The following is a 21,964-nucleotide window of genomic DNA, read 5'->3' as shown; positions in this document are numbered from 1 at the left end:
TCAGCTTCCGTCCCTTCGGAACCAAACGAGATGACGCCTTGGTGAGCGTTCTGGTTATATTCGCGCTGCTCTGAGGCAGTTCTGAACTGCCGATGCCACAGAGTTGTCATACCGTCTTTGCTGGAATACGGAGCACCGGCACCCCACGTCGTCCGATCATCCCGGCCCTACCCCCGCGACCTGCACCACCACGCGCGGTGGCAACTGATCCGCCCACCCTCGAAACCTGGCGCCTCTGCCCGCGTCGGAATCCGACGGCCCCAGCACCTCGCAACCCAGCCACCCCGCCATACCCTGGGAGCACTCCCCCGGCAGGGAGGGCCGCCCGGAGACCGGCTCGCGTCAAGAATGGACCCGCCATCCACCTGGCCTTTCTCGGACTCGCCGCAGCCTCGTGCTACTACCGGCGACCGGTCCGACCCACCACGTAGGGCATCGTCACAGGCAGGCCGGCCGCAAGCGCGGCATCACGTCCCAGGCCGAGCGGCTCGGCGACGCGTCTTCCGCAACGACTACGCCCACCTGCGGCCGCGGGTAGAGGGCGCACCGGGCCAGCAGATGTCGGCCCTCTTGCCTCAATTGACGGCCGCATGCACCGCCGCCCCACGACTTCACGGGGGCGGCCGAGGATGCCTTCCCTCAGCACCCGGACGCTGAGCTCATGCTCAGATTCCCCGGCCCGGCGTCCAACTCGCCGCCCGGGTGCTGCCAGGGCGTCTTGGACCGTCCGGCTCGGAAGATGACGTGGACAGGCATAGTTTGGCCAGCGAGGGCATATTAGGTGGAGACCGTTCGGGGCCCCGTGGCGAGACGGTGGGATCTGAAGGGGATGTGCACCAGCTCAGTGGGAGAGACGGCCATATGGACCGCGCGGCATCCGCAGGTGACGATTCTTTGCGCATGCTCGCCCACCGGGTGTCGGAAGCCGCTGAGGCGCTGATCGTGACCTGGAACGCTGCGGCACAATCCGCGTCGCCACGCCTGTCCAGCCTGCAACTGGAGGCTCTGCTGATCGCCCGCAGGGTTCCGGGGATCAACCTCACCGGGCTGGCCGAACGTATGGGTGCTGCCCCTCCCGCCGCCTCCAGGCTGTGCGACCGGCTGGAGGCGGCGGGTCTCCTCGAACGACGACGCACCTCGACGAATCGCCGCGAAGTCGAACTGCTCCTCACTGCGCATGGCCAGGTCATCCTGCAAACGCTGTCCGAACATCGTGCTGAAGCAATCGGTCAGATCCTTCAGCACGTCCCCTCGGCCCAGGCCGAGGCGCTCGCTGTCGGCCTGCGCGCCTTCACGGAGGCCGTCGAAGCGGCCGAGAGCAGCGGCCCCGAACGCTGAGTCCCCTGTCCCCCGTACCCCGGTCCCCTGTCCTTCTGCCGGCCGGCCCCCTACGCTGCCGGTGTCGTTCTCCCTCTCCAGTCCAGGCAGAGGACCGCCGCATCGCTAGACAGCTCTTCGTCGCCGTGATGCTGCATCAGTCCGTCGACCACGGCGCGCGCGGCCTCGTGCGTCGACGCGCCGCGGGCAGCGGCGACGGTCTCCCGAAGAGCCAGCTCCCCGAAGGAACTCCCCGCCGTGTTCCGGGACGCGTGCACGCCGCTGCTCACGATGATCAGACGGTCGCCGGGCTCAAGTGTGAACTGCTCTTCCTGGTATTGGGTTTCCTCGAACATGCCGAGCGGCAGCTGGGCATCGAGCTCGATTTGTTCGACTGTCCCTTGACGGTGGCGGAACAGCTGAGGGGACCCGGCGTCGACTGCGCGGGCCCGTCCTGTCGCCAGGTCGACGCGCAGCAGGAGGGTGGGGGCTGACACCTGTCCGGCGTATTCGCCGTAGACGGCTTGGTCTGCGAGGCATGCCTGGTCTTCGAGGGAGATGCCGGCGCGGCGGGCGTTGCGCAGGGCGTTGACGGTGAGGCTGGTGAGGAGGGCTGCCTGAATGCCATGGCCTTGACCGTCGGTGACGGTGACGGTGAGCGATTCATCGGTCACGCTCCAGTCGAAATTGTCTCCGCCTACCGCGTAGGCCGGTTCGAGGTGGGCACCGAGAGTGAATTCGTCGGTCTCGAAGCCGCGTCCGGGCAGGAGCTGCCATTGCATTTCAGCCGCGAGGGTGAGCCTTCTGCGGCGGCGGGCCTGGAGGTACAGGTCGGTGACGTGGTCCGCGACGAGGAGTTCGTGTCCGAGAGCTGTGGCGAAGGTGGCGAGGTCCAGCACGCCCCGAGTGCCCTGGGCGGCGGATTCGGGGAGGTCGACGGAGAGGATTCCGATCCGGTCGCCTCGGGCGGTGATCGGCAGGTGGGTCCGGACGATGCCGGGTTGGTCGGTGACTTCCACGACCGGGGTCTGCGAGGTGAAGGCGCGGCCTGCGGGGCTGCCGTCACGTACGGCTGTCACCTCGCCCGTCTCCGGCAGGTGGGTCACGGGCTGCAGGACACTCAGCCCGTAGTCGGCCAGCAGGAGGGATACGTGCCGGGCGTGGACGTGCTCGGCCAGCAAGGAGCGTGCGGTGGACAGCAGTGCGGTCGGCGGTGTCAGTCGCAGGGTGCTTTCCGCGACGCCGAGCCAGCTTGTCGAGTGCCTCTCCACGGCCTTCTTCCCTCATCACGTGAATGAACCCGCGCCATAGAGCGCAGCGGTGCTGCCATCAGCCGGTCGCGGTTGATTCTTCCTCAGTCCCGCCCGGAAATACGGTGCTCTTCGAATATGCCCGGGACCGTCGGGTCCTTTTCGCGGGGCATATGCGTCTTGTCCACCCTACTGTCACGACGCTCCTGCCGGCCGGTGGGGATCTTGGGGTGAGGGACGGGGGATACGAATCGCCAGGGCGAGGGTGTCGTCGGGGTGCAGGACGTGATGGCGCAGGTCGGCGGCGATCGCGCCGGGGACTGCGGTCAGCGGCTTCGCTGCGTGCCGGCGTGCCGACTCGATGAGCTGTTGCTCTCCCTCGATGGGGTTTCTTCGGCTTTCGGTCAAGCCGTCGGTGTAGAGCACGAGCAGGTCGCCGGGGTCGATGCGGGTGCGCAGCAGCCTTTCGCTGCCCGGCAGAGGGAAGCCGATGCCTCTTCCGGGCACTTCCAGGTAACCGGCCGCGCCGTCGGCCTGGAGGAGCAGGGCGGGGGGATGGCTTCCATTGGCGAGCTGCACGTCTCCGGTCGCGGGGTCTATTCGTGCGAGCAGCACGGTGGCCATGAGGCCGGGAGCGAGCGGCATCAGCAACTCGTGCGCGCGGGCGACGATGGACTGCAGGGGGTGGCCCTCAAGGGCGAGTGTGCGAACGGCGTGGGTCACGTCGAGGGCGCTTCTGGTGCTGCGCACGCCGTGACCCAGCGCGTCCACGACGGTGATGTGGAGGGTGCCGTCGGGCAGGAGGAACCAGTCGTACAGGTCACCGCCGGTGGGAGCGAGAGGGTCGGCGGGTTCGTAGTGGACGGCGAGTTCCAGGCCCTCGACGTGCAGCGGGGCCGGCCTGAGGGCGTCCTCCAGTTCCTGGAGCATGACACCGTGTGCTTTGCGCAGCTGCTCGTCGCGCTCCTCAAGTTGCACGTAGAGAGCGAGAACACCGCCGTTGGTCTCGGCCAGTTCGTCCTCAAGCAGTCGCCGCTCGGCCGTCAGAGCGTCGATCCGGGCGAGCGCGGCGCGCAGTTCCTCCTCCTCGGAGTCCGCGCCACTGTGCAGGGCGCCGCCCGGCAGCGGGCCACGGACGCTCTGCGCCGCACCTCGCGGGGAGACGGGGATGCGCCACGTCACCGACGTCGCTTGCGTCCCGGGGGCGCCGGGCAGCGGCAGGCCGGCAGTGGTGAGCGGTACGCAGGTTCCCGAGGCGGTCAGTGTGGCGGCCAGGACGGCTCCGCCGTTGTCCGGGTCCGCCTCTACGCCGACGTCAAAGGTGACCGGTCGTTGAGCGGTGAACTCGACAGCAGCCAGATCGGACACGGACAGGGCGAGGCGGGAGCGGGTTTCGGCGGACAGTCCGTAGCGGTGGGCAGCGTGTCGTACTGCTCTGCGCAGCGCGGGCAGGGCGTAGAAAGTGCCGTTCATGGGTGCCTTTGCTGGGATCTGAGCGCAACGAACGTCGGTCATCGCGGCTGTCTCGGTCGTGGTGCGTCACCGCTGCGTGAGCAGCGACAAGGGCAGCCAGGACACCTTGGGAGCATGGGGCCAGTGGGCGTCGATGCTCGTCGACCTCTCCTCTACGCAAGGCGCGCTCGCCGACGCCTGCCATAGGCTTCTGCCGCACCAGCTGGAACTCCGACGACCGGTCGGCCGCCGTTTCCGGCGCTCGCTCGCGACGCCTTCGCCCGACGCCGTCGCGCCACGGCCTCGCTGACACTCATCGGGATCCCTCTCGTCGGCCCTCCGTACGGCGCTCCTGGGCACTGATGCGCCGGACATGCTGGCCCACCCTAACTGTTGTCACGTGACAAATATATTCACGGGCGAAGTGCACACGAAAGCCCCACGCGTCCACGCCCCACTGGCGTGCCACCCCTAGAACGGATGGACGCCCGGGCTGGTGCTGGACGGGGTTCGCGCCCGCACCGGGACCGGGAACAGTTGGCCGCACCCGCGACAGACTCGCGTACGCCGCGGAGGCGCCATCACGGCCCTCCGCGTTGCCGCTTGCGCCCACCCGGCCGAGGCGGACCCGGCGCCACCAGAGGAAGGTGAAGCGGCCGTGGCATCATCCGCGCATGGAACTCGTTGCACTGGAGCTGGCCGTCCACCGCCTGCGCGACGCCGAAGAGGCGCTGGATGCAGCACGCGCCGATGCCGAACTGGAAGCGGTTGCCGCCCTTCGTGCGGGAGGCGACGTCGAGGCGATCTGCGCGCTGTCCGGCCTCACCCCCCACGACCTCCTGCGCATGGAAAAGCTGACCGGCCCGATCCCCGCGAGCTGACCGGATCCGCGCCCGGGCAGGCGGCTGGAGGAGCACAGGACCGCGGCAAGAGTCGGGGCGACTCACCTGGCAGCCGCGGGGGTCGCGGAGGAGCACCTGGTCGTCATCGTCCCGCCCGCACGCCGAGGTGTGACCGCGGTACCGCTGTGAGCCCGGGGCGACTCCGGAAGGAAACACTTGTCGTTTGACAACTATGCCCGGTGGTCGCACTCTAGTCCCCGGCTCACGCCGTGGTCGGCGTGGGCACTGAACTTTCCCCTGGAGGACGGAGAACGGTGAACCTGTTGGCGCGCCGGCCTCATGACGTGGTCAGGCAGTACCCGCTGCCTCTCCGTACGCGGAACGCGGGCTGTCCGTTCCGCGCAGCACAGCCGCACGGAAGCACGCCAGACCCTGGGCGAATGCGATCTGTTCGCCGGGTGTCATGGTGGCCACGACGTCGGCCAGGGACTCTTCTCGGCGCGCCCTCAGCTCACTGAGGTAGCGCGTCCCTTTGTCCGACAGACGCAGTTCGACTTCTCGGCGGCTGGATGAACTGGGCTTCCTCGCGATGAAGTCGAGCGCGTGGAGGCGGTCGCACATACGGCTCACCGACGACGGGGTCGAACCCAGCCGCTCGCCCAGGGCACGCAGGTTGATCCCGTCGTTGTCCGCGAGAATGTAGAGAACCCGCAGCTGGGATATCGAGACGGGAGCGGTCGGCGCCAACTCCCTGCTCTGGCCCCACAGGACCTCAAGCACCTCGATGGCCTCACGGGCCGCCAGCGCGGCCGCTTGCTGGCCGGCATCGGAGTCCGCGGCCCCCACAGTCACGGTCGTCAACCGTCTTGGCAGTCGCTGTGGCACAACAAAGACCCTCCCGCTCCTCTGCTTTTATCTTCTCGAACAGGCGGTATCCGAACAGTGGACAGATTCACGGCTACGGAACGCGCGTTGCGCCGGGCAGCGCCACACGCTCTGCTGCAAGCAGTGCAGGACGCTCTCGCCGTGCATTACGGAGCCTTTTCCGTGGACCTGCTCATGGCCGACTACGCGATGACCATACTGCAACCGGTCAGCGAGCTCCCGTACACAGCTGAACCCGTCCCTGTCCACGGCAGCGCCCCGGGCAGAGCGTTCGGCGGGCAGCAACCGTACGTGGTGAAGGACGACCGGACCGGCCGGCTGACCGTCCATCTGCCCGTCAGCGTCCGCGGCGACCGCATCGGAGTCCTGGCCGTGACCCTGCCACAGGAGTGCTTCGACGCGGCGGCGGAGCAGGAACTCCAGGACGTCGCCGAGGTGCTGGGCCACGAAATCGTCGTCGGTGAACGCGATACCGATGTCTACCTCCAGGCGCGACGGGCCAACCGTCTGACCCTGGCCGCCGAAATGCAGTGGCAGCTGCTGCCCGGAAGGTCCTGCGCCCGCCCGGAATACCAAATCGGCGCCCAGCTGGAGCCCGCCTACGCCATTTACGGAGACAACTTCGACTGGTCCACCTCTGCCGACCACCTCACTCTCGTCGTCACCAACGGCATGGGTGAAGGAATCGAAGCCGCACTCCTCACCAACCTCGCCGTCAACGCACTGCGCAACGCCCGCCGCGCGGGCCTGTCCCTGTCGGACCAGGCCTGTCTCGCCGACCAGGCCGTCTACGGCCACTACCACGGCGACGCCTACCTCTCCACCCTGCTGCTCCGCTTCGACCTCGACACCGGGCAGACCGAGATCGTCGACGCGGGGTCCCCTCGGATGTGGCGCGTGCGAAACGGCAAGGCCGAACAGATTCACCCCGAGGCCCAAATGCCGCTCGGTATGTTCGAGGACACCCCCTACACGACCGAGCCCTTCGAAGTGCGGCCCGGGGACCGCCTCGTCTTCGTCAGTGACGGCGTGTACAACGTCGCCTCTCCGGCCGGCGAGCGATACAGCGAGAAGGCCTTGATCCGCGCCCTGGCCAACACCCGCCTCCTGCCGGCCTCCCAGGTCCCGCGAGCCGTACTGCACGAACTCGCGGGACACCGCGGCCCCATCGACGCCGACGACGACGCCATGGTCGTCTGCCTCGACTGGCACGGACGCCAAAAGGACTGACCAGCCGGCTCGCGGCGTCACCTTCCGTCGGCCAACCCCAGGAGCAGGGGGGCTGCCGCCCTGCGGCGGCCTGCGGCCACAGCAGGAGATCGGGTTCGGCCCGAAGGATGCTTCGGCAGACTCCCCGTACGGCCCGCTGACCACGCCGAGGCCCGGCATGCGGCACGGGCGGCGACCGTCACTTCCCGGCGGGCGCCGCCGGGGCGGACAGCCGGTGGGCCGGATTGACGCGGTGCACGTGGATGAGGACGTCGTGGCTGCGCGCGAGGGCGATCTGCTTGTACGGTCCCGTCGGCCCGGGGCAGGCGCCGCCTATGCTCGCATGGCCTGTGGGGGATCGGGGCTCGAAGGCGTACCCCTTGGCAGCAGCCCGGGGTGTGCCACGGCCATGGTGGCAGGCCACCTTGTCGTAGGTGGCAGGCCACCTTGTCGTAGGGCTCGGGGCCGGCGTACGCGAAGTCGCCACCTGTGAACTGCACCGGATCATGGTGGTGTTGCACGTGTGTCCGCGTATCCATCGCACCCATCGCACCCATCCAGAGGCATGTCCTTGTCGCCAGTCCGCTTGACGCCGAGGTGGTCCGGCGGGACAGCGATTCGTCCGGTCTCAGCGTCCGATGAGGTGCGGGTGCCTTGAGGAAACGAGGGCCGGCACGGAGGATGATCGCGCCCCGCGAGGCGACGCGACGTTGACGGCCGCGACAAGCGACGGGTCCCGGCTTTGACGCCCACGACGAGGACGGTCCCCGTGACGCCTCGTACGTTGTGCCGACCAGGCGGCACGAACGGAGAGTGGGGCCCAGATGTCCGAACTGAACCCGTCGGAAGTCATACGGTCGGTGCCCGGGGCGAGCAGACGCAAGCTCGGCGTGCTGGCCCTGGTCGGAATCTTCTTCTTCACGGTGTCCGGCGGCCCCTTCGGGCTCGAAGCCTCGCTTTCCAGCGCGGGGCCGGGCATGACCGTGTTGATGATCGCCCTCGTCCCCGTGGTCTTCGGCGTGCCGAACGCACTGGTGGCAGCGGAGTTGAGTGCCGCGATACCCGTCGATGGCGGCTACTACTACTGGACGAAGATCGCGCTCGGCAGGGGTGCGGCCTTCGTGTTCGGGGCCTGGAATTCGATCGGCTCGGTACTGAACCTCGCCCTCTATCCGATTCTGCTGGTCGACTACCTGGGCACCTGGGTCCCTGCCATCGCCCGCGGGAAAGGGCTGGTGCTCGTCGATCTGTTCCACGGCGGTTTCGTCGTGGACCTGCACTGGGTCGTCACCGTCGCCCTCGTCGTCCCGATGGCGTACCTGAACTACCGCGGCTCCCGAGCGGTGAGCGAGTATTCGGTCGGGATGATGCTGCTGATCCTCGCTCCGTTCGCGGTGCTGACCGTCCTCGGCCTCTGGCATGCGGTCGGCAACGGGATCAACGTGTTCTCGCCCTTCATGGTGCCCGGGCAGAGCGTCCACTCGTCGGTGGCCGGCGCGCTCAGCGTGATCGTGTGGCTGTACCTCGGCTTCGACGGCCCCAGCACGGTGCTGGGTGAGGTCGCCGACGCGCACCGGACCTACACCCGGGCCCTGATGGTCTCGGTTCCGCTGATCATCGCCGCGTATCTGCTGCCCACCATGGCCGCCATCGGCAGCGGACTGCACCAGGGCTCGCCCGGCGACTGGGTGCAGGGGGACTTCGTCGTGGTCGGCGACGCACTGGGCGGACTCTGGCTGAAGGTGCTGATCTCCCTGGGATCGGCGCTCTCCCTGGTGGGGCTGTTCATGGCCATCCTGCTCACGAGCACCCGGGTGCCGCGGGCACTGGCCGCGGACGCGTACCTGCCCCGCTGGATGGCCCGGGACAGCAGACGGTTCAACACGCCGGTGGGTGCGCTGCTGGCGAGCACCACCGTTGTCGTCGTGCTCTCTGCCGTCGACTTCAGCTCGATCCTGCGGGCCACGGTCCTGCTTACGCTGGCCTCGATCCTGCTGGAGTTCGTGGCCTTCCTGGTTCTGCGCTGGAGGTATCCGCAGATGCTCCGGCCCGTTCGGGTGCCGGGCGGCTGGCCAGGCGCGGTCCTGGTCGTCGTGCTGCCTACGGCGATGATCGTGTACCTGATGTGGAGTACCGCGGTTGACGAGGCCGTGACGTTCGGTACGAGTCTCGCGGTGGCCCTGCTGGCCGTGCTCCTCTATCCGCTGTGCCGACGGTTCGTCAAAGGCGACCGGCCGGATGCGGAGATCGACTCCTCCCGGTTCGAACTGGGTCCGGACCGGTTCGCGGGGTTCGGTTCGCGGAAGGCGGGCGTCTGATGGAAGTGCAGCAGGAACTTACTGAGCTTGCGGAGCGGCTGCGGAACTGGTGGCCGGTGCCGGGAATCGCGATCAGTGTGGTCGACAGGACCGGCGAGTCGGCGTTCGTCACCGCAGGATTCGCGAACGCGGAGCGCCGGGTGCCGGTCTCCCGTCGCACACGGTTCGAGATCGGTTCCATCAGCAAGACCTTCACCGCCTTCCTGCTCGGCATACTGGCGGAGGAGGGGAAGGTGGACCTCGACGCGGCGGTCGCCGATCACCTCCCTTGGTTCGCCCCGAACGGTGGCTCCCGCGCGATCACCGTCCGGCACCTCCTCCAGCACACCTCCGGCCTGGTGGCCGGGGCCGACGCGCTGCCCGATGCCGCCGCACGCGGCTACGCGCTGCGCGATGCCAGGACCTGGGCCGAACCGGGTGAGCTGTTCCACTACTCCAACGAGGGTTACAACCTGCTCGGGTTGATCGTCGAGCAGGCGACGGGGCAACCGCTGGCGGACGCCATGGCCGCACGGCTGCTGCGGCCCCTGGGCATGGGCGACTCGGCGGCGCGGATCACTCATGAGGACATCGCCGAACTCGCGGCCGGGTACCGGTTCCTGCGCGACGACCGCCCGCCGCTGCCCTCGGCCCCGATCGCGCCGGCCGGTTTCTTCGAGTACTCGGCGGCCGACGGACATGTGCTGGCGACCGCTTCCGACCTGGGCCTGTTCGCCCGCATGCTGCTGGGCGGGGGCAACCTGGACGGCACCAGAATCATCGGGCCTGAGCTTTTCCGCCAGATCGTCACGCTGCCTGCCGGAGCGGTCAGTTCCGGCTACGCCCTCGGCGTCGACGTGGAAGTCATCGACGGCCGCACCTGGCTGACGCACGCCGGCGGGATGGTCGGATACCGCTCGTACCTGGCCGTCGACATCGACGGCGGTCACGGGGTCTCCGTGCTGACCAACGCGCCCGGCGAGAGTCAGATCATCGACCGCTTCGCCCGCCATGTGCTCGACGTCGTCCAGGGAGCCCCGGCGGACCCGGCACTGTTCGATCCGGAGCGGATCCCCGACGCCCAGCGTTACGTCGGGATCCACGGAACGACACCGCGTCAGATCCGCGTCGAGGCCAGGGGGGACGACCGTCTTTCGCTGACGGCGGACGGGGTGAGCGGCAGGCTGTACGACGCGGGCGACGGGCGGCTGGTGTGCGATCACCCGGGATGGTCCGCCTACCACCACTCTCTGGACGGACGCTGGCTCTACGGGTCCGAGTCACTGGGCACGGGCCCCTCCGGACCTGCCACTCCCCCACATCCGCTGACGGGTCGCTACCGCAGTTACACCCCTTGGTATCCCAGCTTCAGCATCGTGCAGCGGGCGGGACGACTGCACATGATCGCCGCGACCGGCGTGGAAGCGCCCTGCGACGAACCCGAGCTCGTCCCGCTCGGCGAAGGGACGTTCCGTGTCGGAGCCGACCCCCGGCTGCCGGAGCGCATGACGCCGGGGCCCGCCCTGGACGGCGCGGTGCTCTGGGTCGACCTGGACGGGTGCCGCTACACGCGCTCGTTCCGGGATCACCCGGAGCCCTGACGGGCGCCCGTCCGCAGCTCGCGCACCCGGAGTTGGAGGTGCGCGAGCAGCATGGCGTCGGCATCCGCGAAGTCCAGCCCCGAGACCTCGCGGATACGGCGCAGCCGGTAGCGCATGGTGTTGGGATGGATGTGCAGGGTCTCCGCCGCGGTGTCGGTGGCTCCCGCGGCGGCGAGATACGCGGCCAGGGTCGCGGCCAGTGGCCCGTCCTGGCCCTCGTTCTGACGCAGCCGGCGCAGCGCGCCTCCGGCGTCCGACAGGCCGAGCGTCTCGGTCACGTCCGCGAGGTGCAGCAAGAGCACCGCGAGCGCCATGTCCTCCACGGTACGCACGGCCGGTCCGCGCACGGCCGGATGCCGCAGGGCCCGCAGCGCGGCGTCCGCCTGAGCCCGTACACCGGCGATCCGGCTCGTCGATCCGGCCGGGCCGCCGACGGCGACCACGTAGTCGCCGGGCAGTGGGGTCCGCACGAGGAAGTCACGGGCCAGGGCGACGGCCGACTCCAGGGGCGCGGCGTGTTCCGAAGGCCAGGCGGCCAGTACGTACACCGCTCCGGTGCCCGCCACCACAGCTGAACGGGGATGCACGGCCGCCAGGAAGTACTCCAGCGTGTCCGCGAAGCGGCGCAGCCCGGCGGCATCCAGCGCGTCGGAGCTCCGGTCCCCCGCCATCCGCGGGGCCGCGGCGAGGACGCAGACCGGACCGGAGCCCAATTGCAACCGGCTCGCCTCCACCGGGTCGGCCGATCCGCCGAGTACGGCGGCGGCCAGCTCGCCGCGCTGCCGGCGGGCGTAGCTGGTCTCGGTGCGCAGGGCGACCAGCTGGAGCGCGACCACGGGCGCGAACTCACGCAACCGGGCTGTGGCCGCCTCACCGAGCGGCCCGGGGACGGCGGCCCAGATATAGCCGAGGACGTCCGAGCCGGCCCGGACCGCGATGGCCACTCGTGCCAGCTGATCGGCCCCGGTCGCCGCCATGTACACCGGTTCGGTGCTGGCATGGAGCCGCTCGAACTCCTGGCGCTCGCGCTGTTCGGCGAGCGTCCGCTGGTGCACCGCCCGTCCCAGGATGGTTTCGATCCGCTCCGAGTCGGTACGGTCCTGCCCCTCCGACCAGGCGACCAGCGCGGAGAAGCGGTCCTCGATGGTGACCGGGGCGCCGACGGCCTCATAGACGGCGTTCGCCAAGGCGAAAAGTTCCGCGCCGCTGTCGGCCGAGCGTACACGCGTCCTCGCGAACTCAAGCAGCTGTTCACGGACGGTCGTCGCCACGTGCATCCAGGACGCGTCGCGGTTGACCTCGATGACGGCGGGTGTTTCGTCGGACAACGGCGGCACCGGCCCCTTGAGAGCCAGCACGTGCGCTCCGGCCTGCCGCATGGCCGCGGTCAGTTCGCTCAGCTCGGCCTCCGTGGTCACGCCCACCCCCAGCACCACGCACCCGGGCCCGAGTTGTGTCGGCGCGCCCGGGGCGTGGATGACGATGTCGGTGAGCGGTCCGCCGCTGCCGGTCCCTTCGTGGACCAGGCGCAGCAGCGCCGGCCCGATGTTGTCCACGAGCTGACGGACGGACAGGTGCCCCCGCGTACTCGGCTCCCGCATGCCGCACCCCCGACTCGACGAACTGTTGTGTGCGTCAAGTCTGGGAGCTCTTCATTGACGCTGTCAACGAGGATCCGGAGGGGCCGGAGCGGGAGGATGGCAGGAGAGCGGGATCGATGAGCGGCACGAGGAGTGCGGATGGCAGTGACGCAGACACACGCAAGCCGGGAACTGCTGGGGCTGTTCCCGCCCGGGACCGCCCGGGACGGGAGCGGCGCGCTGGTGATCGGGGGCGTACCCGCGGAAGAACTGGCCGAGTCCTACGGCACTCCCGCTCTGGTCCTCGACGAAACGTCGGTCCGCGCCCGCGCCCGCCGCTATGCCGACGGCCTGGCCGCCCGTTGGCCGAACTCCCGCGTCGTCTTCGCCTCCAAGGCATTCCCCTGCACCTCCGTGATCCGGCTGCTCGCGCAGGAGGGCCTGGGCATCGACGTGGCGGGCGGCGGCGAGCTGGCCCTCGCCCTGGCCGCGGGGGCGGACCCGGCCGGCCTGGTGGTCCACGGCAATGCCAAGACCGAGGACGAGCTGCGCCTGGCCGTCGAGGCCGGCGCCGGAACGATAGTCGTCGACAACTTCGACGACATCGACCGATTGGAGAAGATCCTGGCGGGCAGCACGGGAGAGCAGGGGGTACTGGTCCGGGTCACCCCCGGCATCCGTCCGGACACCCACGCGGCCGTGTCCACCGGCCAGAACGGCTCCAAGTTCGGCCTGCCGCCGGCGCAGGCGCGGGCGGCGATCGCGCGGCTGCGTGCCGGCGACCGGCTGCGGCTGGACGGCGTTCATGTGCACGTCGGGTCGCAGATCCTGGACCTGGCGCCGTTCGCTCAGGCCGTCGAGGCGGTCGCCGACCTCGGCGAGTTCACCGTCTACGACCTGGGCGGCGGCCTGGGATCCCGCTACACCTACGCCGACCGGCCGCCCACGGTGGAGGCGTATCTCGACGCCGTTGCCGACACCGCCCGCCGCCTGCTGCCCGCCGACGCGCGCATCCTCATCGAGCCGGGCCGCTCCATGGTCGCCGAGTCCGGCGTCTCGCTGTACCGGGTCGTCTCCGTCAAGCGCGGCGGAGGCCACACCTTCGTCGCCGTCGACGGCGGTATGGGCGACAACCTCGAAGTCTCCCTGTACCAGCAGCGCTTCGAGGCCGCCGTCGCCGGCCGTCCGACCGGCGGGGGCGAGCTGTGCCACCTGGTGGGCCGGCACTGCGAGTCCGGCGACAGCCTCAGCGTCGGCGTCCGGCTCGCGGATCCGCGGGTCGGGGACGTGATCGCCGTACCGGTCACCGGTGCTTACACCTATGCGCTGAGCAACAACTACAACGGCGCGCGCCGCCCTCCGGTGGTCTTCGTCCGCGACGGCGCGCACCGCGCCGTGGTGCGCCGCGAAACCTACGCCGACCTGATGCGCCGGGATCTGCCGTAAGGGCGACAGCCGCGGCAGACGCAGCGCTGCCCCGGCTGGACGAACACCGAGACGTCACCGCCGGGATCACCCGACGCCTGGCGCCTTACGTGGTCCGTGCCCCCTTCAGCGCGTCCGTCAACGAACAAGCGGGGAGGGCGCACCGTGCCCGGCGCTCCTACGTCAGGTGGCCGGGGTGCTCTGTGTCGCTCGGTAGCGCGATGGCGGGGTTCCGTAGCGGCTGACGAATGCCTGACGGAGCGTCTCAGCGGTTTTGAAGCCGCACTGCGCGGCCACGCTCGCCACGGACAGAGAGGTGGACGTCAGGAGGTGAGCGGCGGCTTCGGTGCGCGCGTCGCGGACGTATCGGCCGGGCGTCCTGCCCAGGTGCTCGACGAACAACCGGGTGAGGTGGCGTTCGCTCACCCCGGCTTGAACCGCCAGCGTGGTGGCGGTCAGGTCGCCGGCCAGGTGGCCGGCGATGTGGTTGACGGCCCGCCCGACCAGGCTGTTGGTGGGGGCTGGAGTGGCTGTGAACATGCTCATCTGCGCCTGGTTTCCCGGCCGTTGCAGATAGGTGACGAGGCCGCGGGCCACGGCGCGCGCCAACTCGGCGCCGTGGTCCTCCTCGATGAAGGCCAGGGTGAGATCCAGGGCGCTGGTGACACCGGCCGCGGTGGACACGCGTCCGTCGCGGATGTAGATCGGCGCGGGATCCACGGTGACGTCCGGATGGGCGGCGGCCAGCTGCTCGGCGTACCACCAGTGCGTCGTGGCACGCTTGCCGTTGAGCAGGCCGGCGGCGGCCAGGACGGTCGCCCCCGTGCAGACCGAGGCCACTCTGCGGCTCTCCCTGGCCAGGCGGCGGACATGGCCGACGATCCGCGGATTGTCCGCCGCGGCTTCATGGCCGAGGCCTCCCGAGACGATCAGTGTGTCCAGCGGCCCCTTGAGCCGCTCCAGGGATTGCCGGCCCTCCAGCGTCAGCCCCGAGTCGCATGCGATCGCTCGGTTTCCCGGGGTGGCGACGCCCACCTCATAGGCGGGATGGGCTCCGAGCCGGTTGGCGAGGGTCAGGCTCGTCGTCACACAGGCGATGTCCAGCAACTCGGCCCCGTCGTAACCGACGAGGACCATCCGTCGGTCCTCCATGACCGCGACCCTATGTCGGAATGACTTGTATCCCAAGGATTCCGACCTGGTCGCCGTCCGCCCTTGGCGCTCACCCCGCCTGGACCCGAAGGTGACGGCATGACCAAGACGCTCGCCTTCGTGCTCTATCCCGGCATCACCCCGCTCGACATGGTGGGGCCCCTCCAAGTGCTGTCCGCCCTGGCCCAGATCGACCGCTCCTTCGACGTGGTCGTCGTCGGCCAGGATCTCGCTCTCCTGGACACCGACACCCCGCTGAGGCTGACGCCGAGCCACACGTTCGACCAGGTCACCGAGCCGTTCGCGTTGATCGTGCCCGGTGGGACCGAGCCGACTCTGGCAGCGCTGGCCGACGAACCCCTGCTGAGCTGGATCCGCAAGGCCGCGCTCACGGCCGAGGTCGTCGGTTCGGTGTGCACCGGCTCACTGATCCTGGGCGCCGCCGGTCTGCTCGACGGTCGTCGGGCCACCTCTCACTGGGGCTTCCGCGACCTGCTGGCCAAGTTCGGCGCGACGCCCGTCGCCGAGCGCTGGGTCCAGGACGGCCCCGTACTCACCGCCGCCGGGGTGTCGGCCGGTGTCGACATGGCCCTCCACCTGGTCGAACGCCTCGCGGGCGAGCGGACCGCCCGAACGGTCCAGCTCCTCATCGAGTACGACCCGCAGCCGCCCTTGGGCGGGATCGACTGGGGGTCCACCGACCTCGACTTCTTCAAGCCCCATGCGCGGTCCATGGTGGAATCGGCGCTGGCGGACCACCCCGCCCTCCTGGCGCGGCTCACGACCTGACCACCTGCCCGACGCTCAAGGCCCCGGCGCAGCCGACGGCCCTCCCGCGGGTCCGCGAGGAGCAGGAAGCAGCCGGGGCGTGGGTGTCGAGGGCGGCGTCTTCATCGCGGGTGGTCGTGGCGATGCGCTCGGGTGGGTGTCCAGCGACCGGGCCGCCCGGTGGGCATGGCAGGACAGCCGAGCCCGGACAGGCGGACTGCGCCTCCAGGGCGACAGCCGTCCGGGCTCTGGTGGCAGCCGCACCGGCCATGACCGGCCGCGGCTCTCCGCCCCAGCCGGGTCAAGTTCCTCATCCGCGTCCTCAACGGACTGCGCGCTACGGCCGCCCACTCGTCCGCCGACGGGGCGCGCCGGGAGGGAGGACCCCGGTCACCCCCGGCTCATCTCCCCACGCCCGCACCCCTTGACGCCACTTCTCCGCGCTCCCCATACTGGCGGCCAAATCGATTTGGCCGATCGTATATGGCTCCCGTCCGGGCCGGCCCACGGCTGAATTCCGCGCACGCGACCCGAACGGAGCTCGCACGTGTCCCGTCCCCGCCGCTCCCCGCCCGCCGCCCCTGAGCGAGTCACGACCCCCGACCTGGCCCCCGCCTCCCCACCCCATACGGATTCCCGGGATACGCCCGCAGCCGCGTCTCGTACGGAGGCTGGGGACTCGTCCCCCGCTGCCCCCTCTCGGTCGGAATCCAGAGATCCGTCGCCCCATCCCGTCGACGAGGCCCGCCCGTTGGGTCGAACCGTGCTCTTCGGTGTGCAGCATGTACTGGTCATGGCGGCCACCCCCATCTCCGCCATCTTCCTGATGAGCGCCACCCTGCGGCTGAACGCGGGGCTGACCGTCGACCTGCTGTCCGCCGCCTTCGTGCTGTCCGGCGTGGGGTCGTTGATCCAGTCCGTCGGGGTCTGGAAGTTCGGGCCCCGGCTGCCGTTCGTCATGCTGCCGGGAGGAGCGCCCCTGCTCCTGTTCCTCTCCATCGCCGGCCAGCACGGCCTGCGGGTCGCGGCGGGCGCGGTCGTCCTCACCGCCGTCTTCACCTTCGCCGTACTGCCGGTCTTCGCACGGCTGTTGAAGTTCTTCCCGCCCCTCGTCATCGGCACGATGATCGTGATCGTCGGCGTCAACCTGGTGAAGGTCGGGGCGCTCCTGGTCACGAGACGCCCGGGGGAACACGGCTTCGCCGATCCTGGCCGTCTCGCGCTCGGCATGGCGACCATCGGGTTCACGGTCGTCTTCCATCTGCTCTTCCGGGGAGTCCTGCGTCAGCTCTCCGTCATGCTCGGCCTCATCGCCGGTACGGTCCTCGCCCTGTGCCTCGGGGACGTGAGCCTCGGCCACCTCGGCCAGGGAGGCTGGGTCGACGTCCCGCGGCTCATGCCGTTCGGCTCGCCCCAGTTCGATGTGCTGGCCGCCCTGCCGCTCATGCTCTACAGCCTTGCCTCCATGGCGGAGGCCACCGGCCAGACCGTCATCAACGCCGAGGCGGTGGGCAAGGAGATCGACCAGCGGGTGGCTGTGCCCAGGACGATCCGCGGCGACGCTCTCGTCTCGGCGCTCGGCGGCCTGTTCGGGATGCCGCTGATGGTGACGAGCGGGGAGAACATCGGGATCGTCCGCGTCACCGGCGTACGCAGCCGCTTCGTCACGGCCGCCGCCGGGGTCGTCCTCATCGCCATCGGCTTCCTCGCGCCGGTGACCCGGGCCATCAGCGTCGTGCCCGCCCCGGTCGTCGGGGGCACCGCCATGGTGGTCTTCGCCGTGATCACCGTACTCGGCGTGCACATGCTCGCCCGCTGCGATCTGGACCGGCACACCAACACGTTCATCTGCGCCGTCGCGCTCGCGCTCGGCCTGCTGCCCATCCTCGTGCCCGATGTCTACCAGGGGCTCCCCTCGACCGTCCGCATCCTCCTCGAAAGCGGCGTCGCGGTCGGCGCGTTCGTCGCGGCCGTCCTCAACGTCCTCTTCCACCACGTCGGACCGGCCCTCGCAGCCCGTCTGTCCGTACGCCACGACCTGCGCACCGAAGGCAGCCGATGAACCAGCTCACCAAGGAGCGGCTGCGCACGCGCGGCCCTCTGCTCCTCATCCCCGACGCGGTCCTGCTGCCGGAAGGAGTCATGGAGTTGTACGCGGTGGTGGTCTCCGCGGGCTCGTTCGAGGCAGTGGGACCGACCGAGGAACTGGAGCGTACGTATCCGCATCTTCGGGCCCTTCGTCTACCCGGCCACCTGCTCATGCCGGGCTTCGTCGACAGCCATCACCATCTGACCCAGAGCTTCGGCGCGAGCCTCGCCTTCGGTGAGCCCTCGGAGATATTCCGCCGGGTGTGGGTGCCCCTGGAGGGCGCCCTGGACGAGGAGTCGGCCTATGTGGCGGCGAAACTCGCCGCGTTGGAGTCGCTGCGCGGCGGTTTCACCACCGTCACCGACGCCGGGACGCGCGCCGATGTCGACACCGATGTCGTCGCCTGCGCGGCACGCGATGCCGGGGTCCGCTGCGTCCTCGGGTTGATCTGCGACGACACCGGCGCGGACACCGATTCCGCGGCGGTGCTGGAACGCGCCGAGAAGCACCTGGCCGCCTACACCGACGACCCGCTCATCCATCCCTCGCTCGCGATCTCCATCCCCGAGGCCGCCACCGACGCCACCCTGCACGCGGCCGGGCGCCTGGCCACCGAGGCCCGGACGGTGGTCCAGATGCATGTCAACGAGCATCTGGCGGCGATCGAACGCTCCCTGCTCCGGCACGGCCTCCGGCCACTTGAGCACCTGGAAAGCATCAGGGCGCTCGGCCCCCACATCCTGGCCGCCCACACCACCTTGCTGGCCCCCCGCGAGGTGTCGCTGCTGGCCGACACGGGCACGGCCGTCAGCTACAACCCCGTTGCCAGCGCCTGGAAGGGCAACGCGGTCGCCCCCGCCACCACGCTGGCCGAGCGCGGTGTCCGCTTCGGGATCGGCACCGACGGTACCCGGGGGGACGGGTTCCGGCTCACCGAGGCCGCCGAGTTCGCCCAGCGGCTGGCGTACGGGCTACCCACCGGCGACTCGTCCTGCGGGGCGGGCTGGACCTGGCTGGAGCACGCCACCGCGGGCGGCGCGGACGCCGTCGGCCTCGGCGGCCGCACCGGCACCATAGCCCCCGGCATGGCGGCCGACTTCCTCCTGGTCGACGTCGCCACCCCCGAACTCGCCCTGTCCTGGGACCTGCCCTGGGAGCTGGTGCGCAGGGGCAACCGGGATCAGATCAGTGCCGTGTTCGTGGCCGGCCGCCTGCGGATGTGGCGCGGCCTTCCCACCGACTGGGACGGCCCCGCACTCGTACGCCGTGCCATGGGCCTGGCCCGGACCGCCGTGGCCCGGGCGCCCGTCGTCCGCGCACACCCGACCTCGATGACCGCACGCAGCACGGCCGGGCGGAACACGACCGTGCCGAACACGACCGTGCGGATCACAACGGCACAGAACACGACGGCACAGAACCGGAGTACAGCACAGTGACCTCGCAGACACTGGTGATCCTCGCCGTCACGGTGGGGATCGCCGCGTTCGTCCAGGGCGGCAGCGGGCTCGGCTTCGCGCTGGTCGTCGCCCCGGTGGCCGGAATCCTCGACCCCTCTCTGCTTCCCGTCTTCGTCCTCGCGTCGATGATCCCGCTGAACCTGTACATCACCTGGCGCGAGCGCGGCTCACTCGATCTGCGCGGGGCCCGCTGGATCGCGGCGGCCCGGCTGGCCGCGACCCCGGGCGGCCTCGCGCTGCTCTGGCTCATCCCGGACCGCAGCATCGGGCTGTTCGTCGGTGTCTCCACCGTGCTCGCGGCGCTCGTCAGCCTCGCCGCGCCGGCCTTCGCGCCCGGCCGCGCCGCTTACGTCGGGGCGGGCGTGGTGACCGGCCTGACGGAGACCGCGACCGGGGTCGGCGGCCCTCCGCTCGCGCTGGTCTACCAGCACCGGCCCCCCGCCGAGCTCCGCTCGACCGTCGCGGCCTGCTTCCTGGTGGGCGAAGTGGCCTCCCTGATCCTGCTGTTCGCCACCGGCCGGGGGCACGTCGCCGATCTGGGCTGGGCGGCCGCTCTGCTTCCGGCGATCGCCGTGGGGGCGTGGCTGAGCAGAATGGTGCATCAGCGGATCGACGCCCGCAGGATGCGCCTGTTCGTCCTCGTCTTCGCCTTGGTGTCCGGAACCGTGCTCATCGCGGGTCCCTGAGCGAGGACGCGCGCGCGACCAGGGTGGGCGCTGGGGCGGCGGTCGGCGCCTGAGGTGCCGTCGGCGCGGGGGCGGCCGCTGCTCCCCGCAGGCCGGCGAGCAGCAGCTCCACCGCGTCGGACGCCGCCCGGTCCAGGTGCAGATCGACGGCGGTGAGGGGCGGTTGGCAGGTGCGGGCCCGCAGCCCGTCGTAGCGGGTGGCGACCATGACGTCGTCCGGGACGGAGCGCCCGCTGTCCTGGACGGCCCGCGCCGCCCCCACCGCGAAGGCGTCCACCAGCGCGCAGATCGCATCGATCTCGGGATGCTCGGCGAGCAGCGCCGTACACCGCTCGTACGCGCCCTCCTCGCCCCCCGTCTCGGGCCACGCCTCAACCACGGGCGCCCAGTCGTGTGCCGCGGCCATCCGCTCGTACGCGGCGCGGGCGTCGACCGACGAATGCCTCGCCCCGGAGCCCACGATGAGCGCCGGATGTCTGGCCCCCTGCTCCCGAAGATGGGTGAGCAGCACGGTCGCCACCTGGTCCCCCCACAGATCCACGTACGGCGCCTCGTCGTCCGCGGCCACGGGTCGGCCCAGCGCGACGTACGGCAGCCCGCGCCCGCGCAGTTGTGAGACCGCCGCGTCATCGACATCCGGCTCGACCACGATGGCCCCGTCGATGTCCAGCGAGTAGAGGGCCGACACCGACTGCACGGGTGGCACGAGCACCAGCGCGTATCCATGGACGAGCGCGCTCTCCGCCGCGGCCGCGGCCACCTCCATGTAGAACCCGAGCCGCGACGGCCCGCCGGCCACCGCGAAGGGCATGGACGACACCAGCGCGATGGCCTTCGCCTGTCCGGTACGCAACCGCTGCGCACGCAGGTTGGGCCGGTACCCGAGCTCCAGGGCGATCTTCTTGATCCGCTCCCGGGTCCGGGGGTCCACCTTGCCCAAACCGTTGAGCGCGTGCGAGACCGTCGTACGCGACACCCCCGCGACGCGCGCGACGTCGGCGATCGTCGGTGGCTTGGAACCGGGAGCGGAACCGGAAGCGGGCATCTGCGCAAGCACTCCTCTGGTCGAACGGGCGACAGGCAGACCCCATCTTCGCCGACACCCGTTCGGTTCCCCTGTCACGGTACGTCCCGCCCCCGGAGGGCGCTGGAGAGATGGCCACGGCCATGACGAGTTCGCCTCTCAAGCCGCGAGCCCGCACACGAGAGCCGCGAGCCCGCACACGAGCGGCCGGCCGTCTACGGGCCCAACCGGCGAACGCCAAGCGGAGAGGGGGCGGATGTGCGGCGCGAAGTCGGACACGACGTCAGATCACCCGGAGGCGTTCGAGGAGCTGGTTCAGCTCTTCCCGCAAGGTGCGCCCCGCGGTCTCGACGTCCGCCCGGGCGATGGCCGCCACGAGGAGGGCGTGAGCGTCGTCGCGTGGTGTGGGTCCCAGGACCGCGGGTTGATTGAGCACCGGCACCGGGCCCATCAGGGCGATGTGGCGCGCGGTGACGGTGCCGTAGGGGGGCGTTCACCGCTGGTGGCGCAGTGTGCGGCGACTGGCTGGCAGGTGTGTCTCACGCCCAGGGCAACCCTCAGGACGCGGGAGCGTCCATCCGCTGCCAGTCCTCGATCGGCTTCGTGCGCAACATCGCCCGGTACACGCGCCGGGTGAAGACGGCCGCACCCTCGCCGTACTCGGGCAACTCCTCGAAGGCCTCGGCCGCCGAATCGTAGGCGAACTTCTTGCCCTTCGCGTTCTTGATGATCCACTCCCGGTCGGCGCTGAAGCCGACCCCCGCGGGCACAGTCATTGGAGCCCCCTCCCTGATCGTTGGTGCGGGCGTGATCATAACCGCGAGGACGAGAGGGATGAACCATCCCGTGGTACCGCACAGCCTGTCCGCCGCAACAACCAGTGCTGGGCAGCAGGGCGAGGTCACGACCAAGTGGCCCACGGTGAAA

Annotated in this window: 18 protein-coding genes; 10 read left to right on the top strand and 8 right to left on the bottom strand. The window is 70.3% G+C overall.

The annotated features are described in order from the left end of the window. Positions 1–900: 900 nt before the first annotated feature. Positions 901–1,338 (top strand): MarR family winged helix-turn-helix transcriptional regulator, encoded by a 438-nt coding sequence (locus ACFYNP_RS12850; RefSeq protein WP_388785136.1) that lies wholly within the window; start codon positions 901–903, stop codon positions 1,336–1,338. Between the two features lie 50 nt (positions 1,339–1,388). Here the strand turns inward: ACFYNP_RS12850 and ACFYNP_RS12845 are convergent, their stop codons facing one another. Together ACFYNP_RS12845 and ACFYNP_RS12840 are read right to left on the bottom strand one after the other, a co-directional pair. Next, the gene (locus ACFYNP_RS12845) at positions 1,389–2,588 is read right to left on the bottom strand and encodes a PP2C family protein-serine/threonine phosphatase (RefSeq protein WP_388785134.1); all 1,200 of its coding nucleotides are present in this window, start codon (positions 2,586–2,588) and stop codon (positions 1,389–1,391) included. Between the two features lie 174 nt (positions 2,589–2,762). Further along, positions 2,763–4,040, bottom strand: a complete 1,278-nt coding sequence (locus ACFYNP_RS12840; protein ID WP_388785132.1) for a PP2C family protein-serine/threonine phosphatase — start codon at positions 4,038–4,040, stop codon at positions 2,763–2,765. Between the two features lie 653 nt (positions 4,041–4,693). Here ACFYNP_RS12840 and ACFYNP_RS12835 point away from each other — a divergent pair. Then, positions 4,694–4,900 (top strand): hypothetical protein, encoded by a 207-nt coding sequence (locus ACFYNP_RS12835; protein WP_388419446.1) that lies wholly within the window; start codon positions 4,694–4,696, stop codon positions 4,898–4,900. Between the two features lie 309 nt (positions 4,901–5,209). Here ACFYNP_RS12835 and ACFYNP_RS12830 read toward each other — a convergent pair whose 3' ends face one another. Beyond that, positions 5,210–5,713: a MarR family transcriptional regulator gene (locus ACFYNP_RS12830; protein WP_388419448.1), complete on the bottom strand. Its 504-nt coding sequence runs from the start codon at positions 5,711–5,713 to the stop codon at positions 5,210–5,212. Positions 5,714–5,803: 90 nt separating this feature from the next. Here ACFYNP_RS12830 and ACFYNP_RS12825 point away from each other — a divergent pair, with 90 nt between their 5' ends. The 3 genes from ACFYNP_RS12825 (at position 5,804) to ACFYNP_RS12815 (ending at position 10,853) form a co-directional block, all read left to right on the top strand. Beyond that, a complete protein-coding gene (locus ACFYNP_RS12825; RefSeq protein ID WP_388785130.1) occupies positions 5,804–6,976 on the top strand; it encodes a PP2C family protein-serine/threonine phosphatase in 1,173 nt (390 codons plus the stop codon). A gap of 803 nt (positions 6,977–7,779) precedes the next feature. Beyond that, positions 7,780–9,273 (top strand): APC family permease, encoded by a 1,494-nt coding sequence (locus ACFYNP_RS12820; protein WP_388419452.1) that lies wholly within the window; start codon positions 7,780–7,782, stop codon positions 9,271–9,273. Beyond that, positions 9,273–10,853 (top strand): serine hydrolase domain-containing protein, encoded by a 1,581-nt coding sequence (locus ACFYNP_RS12815; RefSeq protein ID WP_388785128.1) that lies wholly within the window; start codon positions 9,273–9,275, stop codon positions 10,851–10,853. Before ACFYNP_RS12820 ends, ACFYNP_RS12815 begins: the two co-directional genes overlap by 1 nt. Here the strand turns inward: ACFYNP_RS12815 and ACFYNP_RS12810 are convergent. Continuing rightward, positions 10,838–12,454: a PucR family transcriptional regulator gene (locus tag ACFYNP_RS12810; RefSeq protein ID WP_388785126.1), complete on the bottom strand. Its 1,617-nt coding sequence runs from the start codon at positions 12,452–12,454 to the stop codon at positions 10,838–10,840. The genes ACFYNP_RS12815 and ACFYNP_RS12810 overlap by 16 nt on opposite strands. A 138-nt stretch (positions 12,455–12,592) precedes the next feature. Between ACFYNP_RS12810 and lysA the strand changes: the two genes are divergently transcribed. Beyond that, the gene (gene lysA, locus ACFYNP_RS12805; protein ID WP_388785124.1) at positions 12,593–13,879 is read left to right on the top strand and encodes a diaminopimelate decarboxylase; all 1,287 of its coding nucleotides are present in this window, start codon (positions 12,593–12,595) and stop codon (positions 13,877–13,879) included. Between the two features lie 162 nt (positions 13,880–14,041). Here the strand turns inward: lysA and ACFYNP_RS12800 are convergent, their stop codons facing one another. Next, positions 14,042–15,010, bottom strand: coding sequence for a GlxA family transcriptional regulator (locus ACFYNP_RS12800; protein WP_388785123.1), 969 nt, complete (start codon positions 15,008–15,010; stop codon positions 14,042–14,044). Positions 15,011–15,109: 99 nt separating this feature from the next. Between ACFYNP_RS12800 and ACFYNP_RS12795 the strand changes: the two genes are divergently transcribed. The 4 genes from ACFYNP_RS12795 (at position 15,110) to ACFYNP_RS12780 (ending at position 20,013) form a co-directional block, all read left to right on the top strand. Then, the gene (locus ACFYNP_RS12795) at positions 15,110–15,799 is read left to right on the top strand and encodes a DJ-1/PfpI family protein (protein WP_388785122.1); all 690 of its coding nucleotides are present in this window, start codon (positions 15,110–15,112) and stop codon (positions 15,797–15,799) included. 730 nt (positions 15,800–16,529) lie between these two features. Next, positions 16,530–17,840: a uracil-xanthine permease family protein gene (locus ACFYNP_RS12790; RefSeq protein WP_388785120.1), complete on the top strand. Its 1,311-nt coding sequence runs from the start codon at positions 16,530–16,532 to the stop codon at positions 17,838–17,840. Further along, entirely contained in the window at positions 17,837–19,306 is a 1,470-nt protein-coding gene (locus ACFYNP_RS12785) for an amidohydrolase family protein (RefSeq protein WP_388785119.1), read from the top strand. Before ACFYNP_RS12790 ends, ACFYNP_RS12785 begins: the two co-directional genes overlap by 4 nt. Next, positions 19,303–20,013 carry a sulfite exporter TauE/SafE family protein gene (locus ACFYNP_RS12780; protein WP_388419467.1) on the top strand — a complete coding sequence of 237 codons (711 nt, stop codon included), beginning with the start codon at positions 19,303–19,305 and terminating at the stop codon, positions 20,011–20,013. Before ACFYNP_RS12785 ends, ACFYNP_RS12780 begins: the two co-directional genes overlap by 4 nt. Here the strand turns inward: ACFYNP_RS12780 and ACFYNP_RS12775 are convergent. The 3 genes from ACFYNP_RS12775 to ACFYNP_RS12765 form a co-directional block, all read right to left on the bottom strand. Beyond that, positions 19,997–21,058: a LacI family DNA-binding transcriptional regulator gene (locus ACFYNP_RS12775; protein WP_388785117.1), complete on the bottom strand. Its 1,062-nt coding sequence runs from the start codon at positions 21,056–21,058 to the stop codon at positions 19,997–19,999. The two genes, ACFYNP_RS12780 and ACFYNP_RS12775, sit on opposite strands and share 17 nt — an antisense overlap. 262 nt (positions 21,059–21,320) lie before the next feature. Then, a complete protein-coding gene (locus ACFYNP_RS12770; protein WP_388785116.1) occupies positions 21,321–21,473 on the bottom strand; it encodes a hypothetical protein in 153 nt (50 codons plus the stop codon). A 121-nt stretch (positions 21,474–21,594) separates the two neighbouring features. Then, complete coding sequence (locus tag ACFYNP_RS12765) at positions 21,595–21,813, bottom strand: hypothetical protein (RefSeq protein WP_388419472.1); 219 nt, start codon at positions 21,811–21,813, stop codon at positions 21,595–21,597. Positions 21,814–21,964: the final 151 nt, after the last annotated feature.

It is taken from the genome of Streptomyces sp. NPDC006691 (assembly GCF_042869955.1).
Taxonomy (GTDB): Bacteria; Actinomycetota; Actinomycetes; order Streptomycetales; family Streptomycetaceae; genus Streptomyces.
Note: the sequence above shows the minus strand (reverse complement) of the source record. Positions and strands in the feature narration are given on the sequence as shown.